Below are 13,568 nucleotides of genomic sequence, written 5' to 3' on the forward strand. Positions count from 1 at the left end.
GTGTGGTCGCCCTCGTGGGGCGCTCCGACGAGCACGGCCCGGGTCGTCGTCTCGGGTGCGTCGCCGGGCACCGAATTCGCACGACACCGAGGTCGTGGCGGCCCTACCGTCGTCGGATGCGTGCCGTGCCGGACTCCCTGGACCCTGCGGTCGTGCGTCGGGTCGACGCGCGGCTGGACGCCGTCGTGCGCGACGAGCGGGTCGCGATCCCGCTCGCGGTGGAGAGCGGGAGCCGGGCGTGGGGGTTCCCGTCGCCGGACTCGGACTACGACTGCCGGTTCGTGTACGTGCGGTCGCAGGGGGACTACCTGGACCCGTGGCCGCGGCGCGACGTCGTCGAGACGCCGCTGGACGCGGTGCTCGACGTGAACGGGTGGGACCTGCTCAAGGCCGTGCGTCTGCTCGTGCGGGGGAACGCGACGCTGCTGGAGTGGCTGCGGTCGCCGATCGTGTACCGGGGGGACGCCGAGTTCCGGGCGGAGCTGCTGGCGCTCGCGGCGCACGTCGTCGACCGTGACGCGCTGCGGCGGCACTACCTCCACGTCGCGCTCGGGCAGCGGGACCGGTGGTGGGCTGTCCCGGAGGTGCCGCTGAAGAAGGTGTTCTACACCGTCCGGCCCGCCGCGACGCTCCGGTGGCTGCGGGTGCGACCGGACGCGGCCGTGCCGCCGATGGACCTCGCGACCCTCCTCGTGGACGGTGCGGCGCCGGACGACGTGGTGCGTGCGGCGTCGGACCTCGTCGCGCTCAAGGCGGTCTCCCGCGAGATGGGCGCGGGCGCTGTGCCCGCACCGCTCGTGCGGTTCGTGTCCGACGAGCTGGCCCTCGCGTCCTCGGCGGCGGACCGGCGTGACGGCGACCGTGCGACGGCGCGAGCGGTCGCCGCCGCGTCCTTCCGGGTCCTCGTCGCGCGGTACGGTCCGTCGGACGCCGCCCCTGTCACCCCTGGGCCTGGAGCTCTCAGACCCGCACCGGCCGCAGGTCGCTGACCCGGCGCGGGGCGGTGGGCGACGTCGCGAGGCGGGCGAGCATCGCGTCGAGCACGGTGGCCCGGTCGAACTGCAGCGCGTACGCCCGGGCAGCCTGGGCCCTGGCGTGCCGGGCGTCGGCGTCGAGGGCGAGGGCGTCGTCGAGCGCCGCCGCGATCGACACGGGGGAGCGGGTCGGGACGATCGTCGCGTGCGGCCCGACGGCCTCGCCGATGCCGCCCGTGTCCGTGGTGATGACGGGCCCTCCGCCGGCGAGCATCGCCTCGGCGAGCGCGATGCCGAACGTCTCGACGAACTCGGGGCGCGGCTTGCTCGGCAGGACGAACGCGGCGCTGCCGGCCATGAGGTGCGGCTTGGTCGCGTCGTCGACGTCGTCCAGGAAGACGATCCGGTCGGCGGCCGTGCTCTGCGCGGCCCGGGCCCGCAGGTCGGCCTCCGCCGGACCGCGTCCGGCGACGACGAGGCGCGCGCCCGATGCCCGGGCGGACAGCGCGAAGCCGTCGATCAGGTCGTCGACGCCCTTCGCCGCCGCGAGGCGGGACAGGAAGAGCACGTACGGGCGGTCGGCGAGGCCACGGTGCGCGAGCACGTCACGGGTGACGGTGGCGTCGAGGTCGGTGTAGGCGCTCGTGGCGATGGCCGGGTAGGAGACCTGCACGCGCTCGGCGCACTGCTCGGCGAAGAACGTCCCGTGCCGGTCGTCGATCTCCTGGGCGCAGGCCACGACGAGGTCGCGCGTGTACCGGGAGACGGCGACGCAGAGGTCGCTCGCCAGGTACCCGGACAGGACGTGCGCGGCGGCACCGAAGCGGCCGTCCTCGACGCACGAGCGGACCACGTTCGTCACGTCGGAGCCGACCGCCTCGGCGATCGTGGCGACCTCGACGGGGAGCCCGGTGCTGCGCGCCACGCGCACGGCGTCGGTCACGGCGGTGGTGTGCGGGCTGAGGTAGAGCGACAGGCAGACGGTGGGGACGCCGTCGGTGAAGAGCTCGACGAGGCGCCCCGTGAGCCCGGCGAGGTACCGGCCGTCGGGCACCTTGTAGTCCCCGACGGGCTCCGGTCGCTCGACCGTGATGCCCGCGCTGTACGGCAGGACGGAGCCGAGCGGCTTGAGCGGGAGCCCGGCCGCCTCGAGGCGCTCGACGGGCCAGGTGACGATGCGCACCTCGGTGAACCCGCGGAGCAGGGCGGCCTCGGCGAGGTTGCGGGCCTCGCCCGAGTGGCCGCAGATCACGGGGTCGGCGCGCACCACGACGACGAGGCGGCGGGTGGGCGTCTGGCGCGGTGTGCTGGTCATGACGTCTCCGGGGTCTGGTCGGTCGGGTGGGTCGCGGGGACGCCGTCGGGGTACGACGGCGGTCGATGCTCGGGCGCGGTGCCCCACCCGGCGGGCGCGGGCCCGAGCTCGAGCAGGAGCCGCCCGCCGCGGCGCACGCGCGTCGCGGGGAGCCAGGTGCGGTCGAGCGGCTGCCCGTCGAGCCACGCTGCGCGCACGTACTGCGGCTCGGTGGTCGGCCCGGGCTCGACGAATCCGGTCGTCTCGACGGTCAGCACGCCGCCCGGGAGGCGGAGGCGGGACTCGGCGAACGACGGCGCGTTCACGAGGAAGATGCCCTGCCCGGCGACGGGGAAGAGTCCGAGCGAGGCCCACACGTACCACGAGCTCAGCGCGCCCGAGTCGTCGTTGCCCGGGAGGCCACCGGGGCCCGTGCCGAAGCGCTGGTGGACCGCGGCGTGCACCACCTCGGCGGTGCGGTCCGGGCGTCCCGCGTAGTGGTACGCCCACGGGGCTTCCATGTCGGGCTCGTTGTTGAGGCCCTCGAACCGGTTCAGCGCGTACCCGGCGGCCATCTCGGCGGCGCCCGGCCGTTTCCCGGGCTGGGCGACGGGCGGGGCGCCGAACCCGAAGAAGCGGTCGAGCAGCGCGACGAACGCGTCGTCGCCGCCTGCGAGCGCGATCCTGGCCGCCATGTCGTGCACCAGGCGGAAGGAGTAGTTCCACCGGCCGCCCTCGTAGAAGGTGGAGTCGCGCAGGAGCCCGGTGGCGGGGTCGAACGCCGCGGTCCAGCCGTGCGCGCGCAGCGCGAGCTCCTCGGCGAGCGCGCGGTCTCCGACGCGGCGCGCCACGCGCGCGGTGCACCAGTAGCCGAACGCGAGGTCGAGCGTGTGGCTGATCGGGTGCGCGACGCCGTGCAGGAGGTAGTCCTCGCCGTAGGTCCGGCGCAGGTCGGCGTTCAGGTGCACGAGCGCCCAGTCCCAGTCGATGCCGGGGACGTCGAGGGCGCACAGGTCGGCGAGGAACGTGTGCGCGAGCGCGCTCGCCTGGCGTGAGAACCGGTCGGCCCCACGGGCCATCCGGTACCCGATCGGGAAGTTCCCTTCCTCCTCGCAGACGTGCAGGAGCGCGGTGGCGAGCTCGACGGCGCGGTCGGGCCAGAAGGTCGTGAGGAGCGGGAGCTGGGTCCTGTAGACGTCCCACATCGTCGACACGTCGAAGGCGAACGGCGTGTCGCCGGGCCAGAACGGGCTCTCGTCCGGGGCGAGGCAGGGCTTGAGCAGCGCGTGGTACAGGGCCGTCGAGAGGACCGTGCGGCGTGCCGGGTCCGGGCACCCGACCTCGATCCGGTCGAGGTGCTGCGCCCACGTCGTCGTGGTGCCCTCGTGCCGGGCGGCGAAGGCCGCGGTGCCGGGGCCGCAGTCCGCGCGGAGGTTCGCGCGCGCCTGCTCGGGCCCGCGCAGCGAGAAGCCGAGACGGACCTCGACGACCTGACCGGCCGTCGTCGGGCCCGCCCAGAGGAGGCCGAAGGGGCGCAGCGTCGTCGGCCGGATGTCCGCGAAGTCCAGGCGGGTGCTGCCCGGCATGAGGCGGCGGTCGTACCAGAGCATCTGCCGCCACGGGTGCGCGTCGCACTCGAGGTGGACGGCGAGCGGCGCGCCCTCGACGACGATCTCGCCGGCGGCCGTCCCCGGCCCGAGCGTCGCGAGATGGGCGCGGAGCGGGACGGTCGTGCCGTACGGGATCGCCAGGCCGCCGAGCGAGAGGTCGACGACGATGCGCGCGTCGGGGTGCGCGGGGAACGTGTAGCGGTGGACGGCGCTCTTGGGCCCGACCGTGACCTCGCACCGGACCCCGTTGCCGAGCGTGGCGGCGTAGTAGCCGGGGGAGGCGTCCTCGTCGAGCAGGTCCCACCGCCGGCCGAGCGCGTCGAGCGGCTCGAGCATGGGCGTCACGCGCACGTAGTTGTAGTACTTGCGGATCGCGCCCGTGCCGGACTGCTGGAAGTGCGTGAAGCCCGACGCGACCGGGTGGTCGAACAGCATGGGAGGCACGCCCTCGGTGCCGAGGTCGTACCGGCCGTATCCCGTCGGGTACGCGCCCGAGTAGGCGCACGCCGAGACCATCCCGAGCGGATGGGTGGCCCCGGGGTGGGTGTTGCCGACGAGCGGCTTGGGGGACCACCACGTCGCGGCGAGGCCGGTCGGCGCCGGGAGATCGGTCACACCCGTCCCCACGAACGGGTCCACGTGCTCGAGCACCGTCACCTCCGTCCCGGGCACGAGGAACGTGCCCTGCTCGGGACGGTACGAGCGAGGTGTGTCGAGGGTGTTTCCTGCGGTTTCCTGCGCGTCACGACGCCGGGACGAGGTCAGGAGGTAGAGGGTGCCCCGGGTGGGATTCGAACCCACACTGGATCGGGTTTGAGCCGAACGCCTCTGCCGGTTGGGCTACCGGGGCGGTGCGCGGCGGGGCCGGTCACCGGGTCCGCAGCGCGTGCACCATCGAACCACACGTGCGTGCCTTCACGAGAATCACACTCCTCCGAGGGCGAAACGCGGGGGCGGCAGGGGGTACGGCGCACTACAGTGAACCCCGTGAGTGACCAGACAGCGCAGCCCGAGGACAAGCAGCCGCTCGACCTGCCCCCGATGATCGAGCCCGAGCCCGCCGCGACCCCCGCCCCGTCGGGCCGCCCCGCGCGCCGCGCGGTCGTCGCCGAGGACGAGGCCCTGATCCGTCTCGACGTGGTCGAGACGCTGCGCGACGCCGGGTTCGACGTCGTCGGCGAGGCCGGCGACGGCGCCACGGCGGTGAAGCTGGCGCTCGAGCTCAAGCCCGACGTCGTCGTCATGGACGTGAAGATGCCCGAGCTCGACGGCATCTCCGCCGCGGAGCAGATCGGCAAGGCGCACGCCGCGCCCGTCGTCCTGCTGACGGCGTTCTCGCAGGCGGAGCTCGTCGAGCGGGCGCGTGACGCGGGGGCCATGGCCTACGTCGTCAAGCCGTTCACGCCGGCGGACCTGCTGCCCGCGGTCGAGATCGCGATCTCGCGCTACTCGCAGATCACGGCGCTCGAGTCGGAGGTGGCCGACCTCGCGGAGCGCTTCGAGACGCGCAAGCGCGTGGACCGCGCCAAGGGTCTGCTCATGACCAAGATGGGTCTGTCGGAGCCGGAGTCGTTCCGCTGGATCCAGAAGACGTCGATGGACCGCCGCCTCACCATGCGCGAGGTCGCGGACGCCGTCATCGAGCAGGTCGGCGGCGCCTGAGCCCTGTCGGCGACCGATCGGCCGTGGTCGGGTTCCTGAGCAGGACCTTTGTCACGGCGCCCCGGGCGGGCTATCGTCTTGGACTGGCGTCCAGTAGTTCCCGGGGCGGTGGACACGCGGTCGCCACGTAGTGCTCAGTCGACGGCCGACGGCGCCGTCCGAGCGACGTGGAACCATCTCACGCCCCACGTCCCTCGGTGCCGTCGGTCCCATGGTGCGAACGAGGAGGAGCGCGGTGCGCCCAGCAGTGGAGGTCAGGCCCGCGGTCGGTGACGACCTGCCGGGGATCGCTGTGCTGTGCTCGGAGGCCCGGCGCGAGTCGGCGTCCGGCGCCCAGATCTGTGCGCCCGACGAGGACCGGCTGGTCCGGCACCTGTCGGTGCTGCTAACGCTGCCCGGCGGCAACGTCCTCGTCGCCCTGCACGACGGTCGCCCCGTCGGGTTCGTGCTGGCGCGCGTGCTCGACCCGCACCTGTTCGCCGACGAGCCCAGCCTGTACGTCGAGGCCGTGTACGTCGGCGAGGAGGCGCGCCGCCGCGGCGTGGGCCACGCGCTGCTCAGCGCCACCGCCGACCTCGCCGCCGCCTCGGGTGCGACGCACGTCTACTCGGTGCCGATCCCCGGCTCACGCGGCGTCCAGCGCTTCCTGGCGCGGCTCGGCTTCGGCCCGGTCGCGGGTCACCGCGTCGTGTCGACGGCGGTGCTCCAGCGCCGCCTCGCGGCCGATCTCACGCCCACCCGCCGGGGCACCCGGTCCCTCGAGGACCTCATCGCGCGCCGCCGTCGCGCCCGGACCGAGACGATGTCCGGTCCGGTCGACCTGCGCGAGTTCCAGGCGGAGTACCGAAGCCGGACCGGGGTCGTCACGACGCCGCTCGAGGCACGCGAGACCCTGCCCGGCTGAGCCGGGCAGGCTCCCGGCGGGCGGGCCGAGCGGTCCCGTCCCGCTCAGGCCAGGTCGAGGATCATGCACGTGAGGCGCGCCGTGCACACGCGCCGGCCCCCGTCGTCGGACACGACGATCTCGTAGCTCGCGGTCGTCCTCCCGCGGTGCACCGCGACGGCCTCGCCGCGCACCCAGCCGTCACGCACCCCGCGGTGGTGCGTCGCGTTGACCTCGATCCCCACGGCCGCGCGGCCGTGACCGCCGTGGAGCTGGGCGGCGATGGACCCGAGCGTCTCCGCGAGCACGACCGACGCACCCCCGTGGAGCAGCCCGGCCGGCTGCGTGTTGCCCTCCACCGGCATGCGCGCCGTGACGCGGTCGGCGCTCACCTCGTCGAGCTCGATGCCCATGCGCTCGATGAGCGTCCCGGCGGTGTGCAGGCCCATGGCCTCGTAGGCGTGGCGGGGGGCGTCGGGCGTCCGGTCGGAGCCGTGCGTGTCGGTCATGGACTGTAGGTTGGCACCCGTGACGACCTCCGCGCGACCTCGCCTCCTGCTCATCGACGGACACTCCATGGCCTACCGCGCGTTCTTCGCGCTCCCGGCGGAGAACTTCTCGACGACCACGGGGCAGCACACGAACGCGGTGTACGGGTTCACGTCGATGCTCATCAACCTCCTGCGCGACGAGGAGCCGACGCACGTCGCGGTCGCGTTCGACGCGGGTCGCCAGTCGTTCCGCACCGAGATCCTCCCGAGCTACAAGGGCACGCGCGAGTCGACGCCCGAGCCCTTCCGCGGCCAGGTCCCGCTCATCAAGGAGATCCTCGAGACGCTGCACATCCCGACGCTCGAGCGCGAGGGGTACGAGGCGGACGACATCTTCGCGACCCTCGCCACGCAGGGCGCCGCCGCCGGGATGGAGGTGCTCGTCTGCTCGGGGGACCGCGACTCCTTCCAGCTCGTCGGACCCGACGTCACGGTGCTCTACCCCAAGAAGGGCGTCTCCGAGCTCGCACGCATGGACAGCGCCGCGGTCGTCGAGAAGTACGGCGTGCCGCCCGAGCGCTACCCGGACCTCGCTGCGCTCGTGGGCGAGACGTCGGACAACCTGCCGGGCATCCCGGGTGTCGGCCCCAAGACCGCCGCCAAGTGGATCACGGCGTACGGCGACCTCGACGGCCTCCTGGACCACGCCGACGAGATCAAGGGCAAGGCGGGGGAGAACCTGCGCGCACACCTCGACCAGGTCCGCCTCAACCGGCAGCTCAACGCGCTCCTGCTCGACCTCGAGCTGCCCCTCGGGCCGGACGACCTCGTGACGCGCCCCTGGGACCGCGAGGCCGCGCACCGCGTCCTCGACGCGCTCGAGTTCCGCGTCCTGCGCGACCGGCTCTTCGCGATCGCCCCCGAGGGCGAGGTCGAGACCGAGGCGGGGTTCGACGTCGAGCTCGCCGACGTCCTGCCGGGGGGTCTTGGCGCCTGGCTGGCCGAGCACGGTGCGCGCCCGCTCGGCGTCGAGGTCGCCGGCAAGGCCGTGCCGGGCGGCGGGGACGCCTGGGCGCTCGCGGTGTCCGACGACGCCGGGTCGGCCGTCGCGCTCGAGCTCGCCGACGTGGCGGGCGCCGACGACGAGGCGCTGGCCGCCTGGCTCGCCGACCCGGAGCGGCCCAAGGTCGTGCACGGCGCCAAGTCCGCGTGGCACGAGCTCGCGGCGCGCGGCTACGACCTCGCGGGCGTCACGTTCGACACCGAGCTCGCGGCCTACCTGTGCCACCCCGACCAGCGCGGCTACGACCTCGGCGACCTCGTCGTGCGGCACCTGCACCGCGAGCTGCGTCCCGACACCGCGGCCGGCAACGACGCCCAGGGCGCGCTCGACCTCTCGCTCGACGGCAACGGCGAGCAGGAGCGCGACGCCGTCCGCGCGCTCGCCGTCGCCCAGCTCGGCGACGTCCTCGTGGGCGAGCTCGAGGACCGCGGGGCCGCCACGCTCCTCACCGACCTCGAGCTGCCCCTCTCGCAGGTGCTCGCCCGCATGGAGCAGCGCGGGATCGCGGCGGACGTCGAGTACCTGCGCGAGCTCGAGCAGCACTTCGGCGACCTCGTCGCGACGGCCGCGGCCGAGGCCTACGCGGTCATCGGGCGCGAGGTGAACCTGGGCTCGCCCAAGCAGCTCCAGGAGGTCCTGTTCGACCAGCTCGGCATGCCCAAGACGAAGAAGATCAAGACCGGGTACACGACCGACGCGTCGGCGCTCGCGGACCTGTTCGTCAAGACGCAGCACCCGTTCCTCGAGCACCTGCTCGCGCACCGCGACGCCTCGCGCCTGCGCCAGACGGTCGAGGGCCTGCTCAAGTCCGTCGCGGACGACGGGCGGATCCACACGACGTTCCAGCAGACGATCGCGGCGACGGGCCGGCTCAGCTCGACCGACCCGAACCTGCAGAACATCCCGATCCGCACGGAGGCGGGCCGGCGCATCCGGCGCGCGTTCGTCGTCGGCGAGGGCTACGAGACGCTCATGACCGCCGACTACAGCCAGATCGAGATGCGCATCATGGCGCACCTCTCCGGTGACGAGGGGCTCATCGAGGCGTTCCGCTCGGGCGAGGACCTGCACTCCTACGTCGGGTCGCGCGTCTTCGAGGTGCCGGCGGCCGAGGTGACGCCCGCGATGCGGTCGAAGATCAAGGCGATGTCGTACGGCCTGGCGTACGGGCTGTCGGCGTTCGGACTGTCGCAGCAGCTGACCATCGAGGTGGGCGAGGCGCAGAAGCTCATGGACGACTACTTCGAGCGCTTCGGCGGCGTGCGTGACTACCTCACGGGCGTCGTCGACGAGGCGCGCGCCACGGGCTACACGGCGACCATCCTCGGGCGCCGTCGGTACCTGCCCGACCTCACGAGCGACAACCGTCAGCGTCGCCAGATGGCGGAGCGCATGGCCCTCAACGCGCCGATCCAGGGCAGCGCGGCCGACATCATCAAGGTCGCGATGCTCAACGTGCAGCGCGCGATCGACGAGCGCGGGCTGCGGTCCCGGTTGCTCCTCCAGGTGCACGACGAGCTCGTGGTCGAGGTCGCAGCGGGCGAGCGCGACGCGGTCGAGGAGGTGCTGCGCACGCAGATGGGCGCGGCGGCGGACCTCGACGTGCCGCTCGACGTCTCCGTCGGCGTCGGCGCGACGTGGCACGACGCGGGTCACTGAGCCCGCGGCGTCAGCCCGGGAGGCGCGTGCGGAAGATCACGGTCCCGGGCAGGTAGGCGCCGCGCACCGGACCCCAGCCGCCCCACACCTCGGTGTTGTCGGCCGGCCACTCGGGCTCGACGACGTCACGCACCTCCAGCCCGGCGGCGACCACCTCGCGCACGTGGTCGCCCAGCGTGCGGTGGTACTCGGCGTAGGCGACCCGGCCGGCGCCGTCGGTCTCCACGTACGGGCGCCGGTCGAAGTAGGAGCGGTTCGCGGTGAGACCGTGAGCGCTCGGGTCGTCGGGGAAGGCCCAGCGGGTGGGGTGCGTGACGGAGAACGTCCACGTGCCGCCGGGTCGCAGCACGCGCGCGACCTCGCGGTGGATCGCGTCGGCGTCGGGGACGAACGGGATCGCGCCGAACGACGTGAACGCGACGTCGAAGGCGCCGTCCGCGAACGGCAGGCGGCGCGCGTCGGCCTGGACGACGGGTACCCGCACCCCCGTGGCGCGGTCGAGCGCCCGCCCCGCGGCGAGCATCCCCCGGGAGACGTCGGTCGCGACGACCTCGGCGCCCTGCGTGGCGAGCCAGCGCGAGCACTGCGCGGCCCCCGCGCCGACCTCGAGCACGCGCAGGCCCGTCACGTCGCCGAGCAGCCGGGCGTCCCGTTCGCGCAGCCCCTCGGGGCACCAGCAGAAGTCCGCCGCGCCGAGGAAAGCACCGTGCTCGTCGAGGTACTCCGCGGCGTTCGCGTCCCACCACCCGCGCCCGGCGCGGCCCCCCTCGGCAGCGGGCACGTCCCGGTAGCCGGCGTCGGCCGTCGGGCCGGTCGGGGCGACGTCGTCCACGGCGGGGACCTGGGGCGGCACGGGGGGAGGGGTCGCGCTCATGCCGCCATTCTCCCGGGCGGCACCAGTCTGGGGCACCGTCGCGCGCCGCACGGCCCCCAGGGTCGGGACCTTGGTCGTCGGCGTGCCCGAGGACCGGGACGGACGGTGACCCACGGCGCAGGGTTGACTAGGGTTGAGGGCGACGCGGTGCCGCGGAGGTGGGCACCTCCGTCGACGCCGGGCACGCGCGCGAGGGCGCGTGACGCGACGACGAGACGGAGGAACAGGTGCGCATCGGACTTCTCACCGGCGGAGGCGACTGCCCCGGCCTGAACGCGGCGATCCGGGCCGTGGTCAAGCAGGGGACGGGGGAGTACGGGCACACCATCATCGGCTTCCGCAACGGGTGGCGCGGCGTGGTCGACGGCGACGTGCACCCGCTCGGGCGCCAGGACATCCGCAACGTGCTGCCGGTCGGCGGGACGCTGCTGGGCACGGCGCGGTTCCACCCGCGCCAGGAGGACGGCAGCATGGACGCCGTCCTCGCGACGGTCGAGGCGGAGCACCTCGACGCCCTCATCTGCATCGGCGGCGATGGCACGCTCCACGCCGCGAGCAGGGTGGCCGAGGCGGGCGTCAAGATCGTCGCGATCCCCAAGACGATCGACAACGACGTCGAGGGCACGGACCTGTCCATCGGGTTCCACACGGCCGTGAACATCGCGACCGAGGCGCTCGACCGCGTCCACACGACGGCGGAGAGCCACAACCGCGTCATGGTCGTCGAGGTCATGGGTCGGCACGCCGGGTGGATCGCGGTGAACTCCGGCATCGCGGGCGGCGCGGAGGTGGTGCTCGCGCCGGAGCAGCCGTTCGACATCGACCAGGTCGTGAAGTTCCTGCGGCACCGGCACCGCGCGCACGCGAACTTCTCGATCGTCGTCGTCGCGGAGGGCGCCGTCCCGCGCGAGGGGTCGTCGATGGAGTTCACGCAGCAGCTCGGCCGCTTCGGCGAGATCGTCGCGGGGTCGATCGGCGAGCGCGTGAGCGCGGAGATCGCGGAGCGCACGGGGTTCGACACGCGCCTGACCGTCCTGGGGCACGTGCAGCGCGGCGGCGAGCCCACGCCCACCGACCGCATCCTCGGCAGCCGGTTCGGCGTCGCGGCCGTCGACGCCGTGAGCGCGGGGACCTCGGGCGTCATGACGGCGCTGCGCGGGGAGCGCGTCGAGCTCGTGTCGCTGGCCGAGGTGGCCGGTCGGCCCAAGCGCGTCCCCGAGGAGCTGCTGCGCGTCGCGCGCGTGCTCGCCTGACGACCGGGTGAAGCCGGCGGGCCCCTGATCCCGCGTTGACCACCGGGGTGACACCCCGATAAGGTGGACGGCGGTGCGTTGCGCCTGCCTTCGTCCCGACACGACGCCGACCATGACGTCCACGGGCCAGGGGCGGCGGCGCGCCGAGAACCCTACCCGCTCGACTACACCTGTCCGCATCGGAGCATCGAACTCAATGACCATCTCTACCCCCGCGAAGTCCGCACCCCAGGTTGCCGTCAACGACATCGGCACCGAGGAGGACTTCCTCGCCGCCGTTGACGCGACCATCAAGTACTTCAACGACGGCGACATCGTCGAAGGCACGATCGTCAAGGTGGACCGCGACGAGGTCCTCCTCGACATCGGCTACAAGACCGAGGGCGTCATCCCCTCCCGCGAGCTGTCCATCAAGCACGACGTGGACCCCGGTGAGGTCGTCAACGTCGGCGACGCGGTCGAGGCCCTCGTCCTCCAGAAGGAGGACAAGGAAGGCCGTCTGATCCTGTCCAAGAAGCGCGCCCAGTACGAGCGCGCCTGGGGCACGATCGAGAAGATCAAGGAGGAGGACGGCGTCGTCACCGGCACCGTCATCGAGGTCGTCAAGGGTGGTCTCATCCTCGACATCGGCCTCCGTGGCTTCCTTCCGGCCTCCCTCGTGGAGATGCGTCGCGTCCGCGACCTCCAGCCGTACGTCGGCAAGGAGATCGAGGCGAAGATCATCGAGCTCGACAAGAACCGCAACAACGTCGTCCTCTCGCGCCGTGCCTGGCTCGAGCAGACGCAGTCCGAGGTCCGCTCCACCTTCCTGCAGACGCTGCAGAAGGGCCAGGTGCGCCCCGGTGTCGTCTCCTCGATCGTCAACTTCGGTGCGTTCGTGGACCTCGGCGGCGTCGACGGCCTCGTGCACGTCTCCGAGCTCTCCTGGAAGCACATCGACCACCCCTCCGAGGTCGTCGAGGTCGGCCAGGAGGTCACGGTCGAGGTCCTGGACGTCGACTTCGACCGCGAGCGCGTCTCGCTGTCGCTCAAGGCGACGCAGGAGGACCCGTGGCAGACGTTCGCCCGGACCCACGCGATCGGTCAGGTCGTGCCGGGCAAGGTCACCAAGCTCGTCCCGTTCGGTGCGTTCGTGCGCGTCGAGGACGGCATCGAGGGCCTCGTGCACATCTCGGAGCTGGCCGTGCGCCACGTCGAGCTGCCGGAGCAGGTCGTCAACGTCGGTGACGAGGTCTTCGTCAAGGTCATCGACATCGACCTCGAGCGTCGCCGCATCTCGCTCTCGCTCAAGCAGGCCAACGAGGGCGTGGACCCGGAGTCGGACGACTTCGACCCCGCGCTCTACGGCATGGCTGCCGAGTACGACGAGCAGGGCAACTACAAGTACCCCGAGGGCTTCGACCCGGAGACCAACGAGTGGCTCGAGGGCTTCGAGACGCAGCGCGAGGCCTGGGAGGCGGAGTACGCCAAGGCGCACGAGCGCTGGGAGGCCCACCGCAAGCAGGTCGCCGAGGCCGTCAAGGCCGACATCGACGCCGCGTCGGGCGACTCGGGCTCGTCGAGCTCGTCCTCCTCGAGCAGCACGTCCTACTCGTCGGCCCCGGCCGCCGAGGCCACGGGCACGCTCGCGTCGGACGAGGCGCTCGCCGCGCTCCGCGAGAAGCTCACCGGCAACTGATCTCCTGACGCTCCGCCACCCGGCGGAACCGTCGCAGGTCGCACGAATGGGCGCCCCCCCCCGGGGGTGGGGGGCGGCGCCGGTAGCGGGGGGGGGGGCTCGTGGGGCCAAGGGGGGGCGAGGGGCG

10 protein-coding genes and 1 tRNA gene are annotated in these 13,568 nt (G+C 73.2%); 6 read left to right on the top strand and 5 right to left on the bottom strand.

Translation table 11 applies throughout. The annotated features are described in order from the left end of the window. Positions 1 to 116: 116 nt before the first annotated feature. Positions 117 to 989, top strand: coding sequence for a nucleotidyltransferase domain-containing protein (locus ACFWH7_RS08480; protein WP_378216059.1), 873 nt, complete (start codon positions 117 to 119; stop codon positions 987 to 989). Here ACFWH7_RS08480 and ACFWH7_RS08485 read toward each other — a convergent pair. The 3 genes from ACFWH7_RS08485 to ACFWH7_RS08495 all read right to left on the bottom strand — a co-directional run bounded on the left by ACFWH7_RS08485 (position 961) and on the right by ACFWH7_RS08495 (position 4,728). Then, positions 961 to 2,289 carry a glycosyltransferase gene (locus ACFWH7_RS08485; RefSeq protein WP_378216060.1) on the bottom strand — a complete coding sequence of 443 codons (1,329 nt, stop codon included), beginning with the start codon at positions 2,287 to 2,289 and terminating at the stop codon, positions 961 to 963. The two genes, ACFWH7_RS08480 and ACFWH7_RS08485, sit on opposite strands and share 29 nt — an antisense overlap. After that, positions 2,286 to 4,529: a glycoside hydrolase domain-containing protein gene (locus ACFWH7_RS08490; protein WP_378216061.1), complete on the bottom strand. Its 2,244-nt coding sequence runs from the start codon at positions 4,527 to 4,529 to the stop codon at positions 2,286 to 2,288. Before ACFWH7_RS08490 ends, ACFWH7_RS08485 begins: the two co-directional genes overlap by 4 nt. A gap of 125 nt (positions 4,530 to 4,654) precedes the next feature. Then, positions 4,655 to 4,728 (bottom strand) — tRNA-Leu (locus ACFWH7_RS08495). 191 nt (positions 4,729 to 4,919) lie between these two features. Here ACFWH7_RS08495 and ACFWH7_RS08500 point away from each other — a divergent pair. After that, the gene (locus ACFWH7_RS08500; protein ID WP_053370758.1) at positions 4,920 to 5,540 is read left to right on the top strand and encodes an ANTAR domain-containing response regulator; all 621 of its coding nucleotides are present in this window, start codon (positions 4,920 to 4,922) and stop codon (positions 5,538 to 5,540) included. A 235-nt stretch (positions 5,541 to 5,775) separates the two neighbouring features. Next, the gene (locus ACFWH7_RS08505) at positions 5,776 to 6,444 is read left to right on the top strand and encodes a GNAT family N-acetyltransferase (protein ID WP_378216062.1); all 669 of its coding nucleotides are present in this window, start codon (positions 5,776 to 5,778) and stop codon (positions 6,442 to 6,444) included. A 44-nt stretch (positions 6,445 to 6,488) separates the two neighbouring features. Here ACFWH7_RS08505 and ACFWH7_RS08510 read toward each other — a convergent pair whose 3' ends face one another. Continuing rightward, positions 6,489 to 6,872 (bottom strand): hotdog fold thioesterase, encoded by a 384-nt coding sequence (locus ACFWH7_RS08510; protein ID WP_378216069.1) that lies wholly within the window; start codon positions 6,870 to 6,872, stop codon positions 6,489 to 6,491. A gap of 58 nt (positions 6,873 to 6,930) precedes the next feature. On the opposite strand from ACFWH7_RS08510, the gene polA reads away from it, so the two are divergent. Beyond that, positions 6,931 to 9,636 (top strand): DNA polymerase I, encoded by a 2,706-nt coding sequence (gene polA / locus ACFWH7_RS08515; RefSeq protein WP_378216063.1) that lies wholly within the window; start codon positions 6,931 to 6,933, stop codon positions 9,634 to 9,636. Between the two features lie 10 nt (positions 9,637 to 9,646). Here the strand turns inward: polA and ACFWH7_RS08520 are convergent, their stop codons facing one another. Next, on the bottom strand, positions 9,647 to 10,510 hold the full coding sequence (locus ACFWH7_RS08520) for a class I SAM-dependent methyltransferase (RefSeq protein WP_378216064.1): 864 nt from the start codon (positions 10,508 to 10,510) through the stop codon (positions 9,647 to 9,649). Positions 10,511 to 10,737: 227 nt separating this feature from the next. Here ACFWH7_RS08520 and ACFWH7_RS08525 point away from each other — a divergent pair, with 227 nt between their 5' ends. Beyond that, complete coding sequence (locus ACFWH7_RS08525) at positions 10,738 to 11,763, top strand: 6-phosphofructokinase (RefSeq protein WP_378216065.1); 1,026 nt, start codon at positions 10,738 to 10,740, stop codon at positions 11,761 to 11,763. Between the two features lie 196 nt (positions 11,764 to 11,959). Further along, positions 11,960 to 13,441 (top strand): 30S ribosomal protein S1, encoded by a 1,482-nt coding sequence (gene rpsA, locus ACFWH7_RS08530; protein ID WP_378216066.1) that lies wholly within the window; start codon positions 11,960 to 11,962, stop codon positions 13,439 to 13,441. The last annotated feature ends 127 nt before the right edge of the window (positions 13,442 to 13,568 follow it).

Source organism: Cellulosimicrobium cellulans (assembly GCF_042723955.1).
Lineage (GTDB): Bacteria > Actinomycetota > Actinomycetes > Actinomycetales > Cellulomonadaceae > Cellulosimicrobium > Cellulosimicrobium cellulans_H.

Excerpts from the sequence above, each read along its gene's own strand:
- ACFWH7_RS08480 (WP_378216059.1), top strand. The coding sequence starts at position 117 with ATGCGTGCCGTGCCGGACTCCCTGGACCCTGCGGTCGTGCGTCGGGTC.
- ACFWH7_RS08485 (WP_378216060.1), bottom strand. The coding sequence starts at position 2,289 with ATGACCAGCACACCGCGCCAGACGCCCACCCGCCGCCTCGTCGTCGTG.
- ACFWH7_RS08500 (WP_053370758.1), top strand. The coding sequence starts at position 4,920 with ATGATCGAGCCCGAGCCCGCCGCGACCCCCGCCCCGTCGGGCCGCCCC.
- ACFWH7_RS08510 (WP_378216069.1), bottom strand. The coding sequence starts at position 6,872 with ATGGGCCTGCACACCGCCGGGACGCTCATCGAGCGCATGGGCATCGAG.
- polA (WP_378216063.1), top strand. The coding sequence starts at position 6,931 with ATGGACTGTAGGTTGGCACCCGTGACGACCTCCGCGCGACCTCGCCTC.
- ACFWH7_RS08520 (WP_378216064.1), bottom strand. The coding sequence starts at position 10,510 with ATGAGCGCGACCCCTCCCCCCGTGCCGCCCCAGGTCCCCGCCGTGGAC.
- rpsA (WP_378216066.1), top strand. The coding sequence starts at position 11,960 with ATGACCATCTCTACCCCCGCGAAGTCCGCACCCCAGGTTGCCGTCAAC.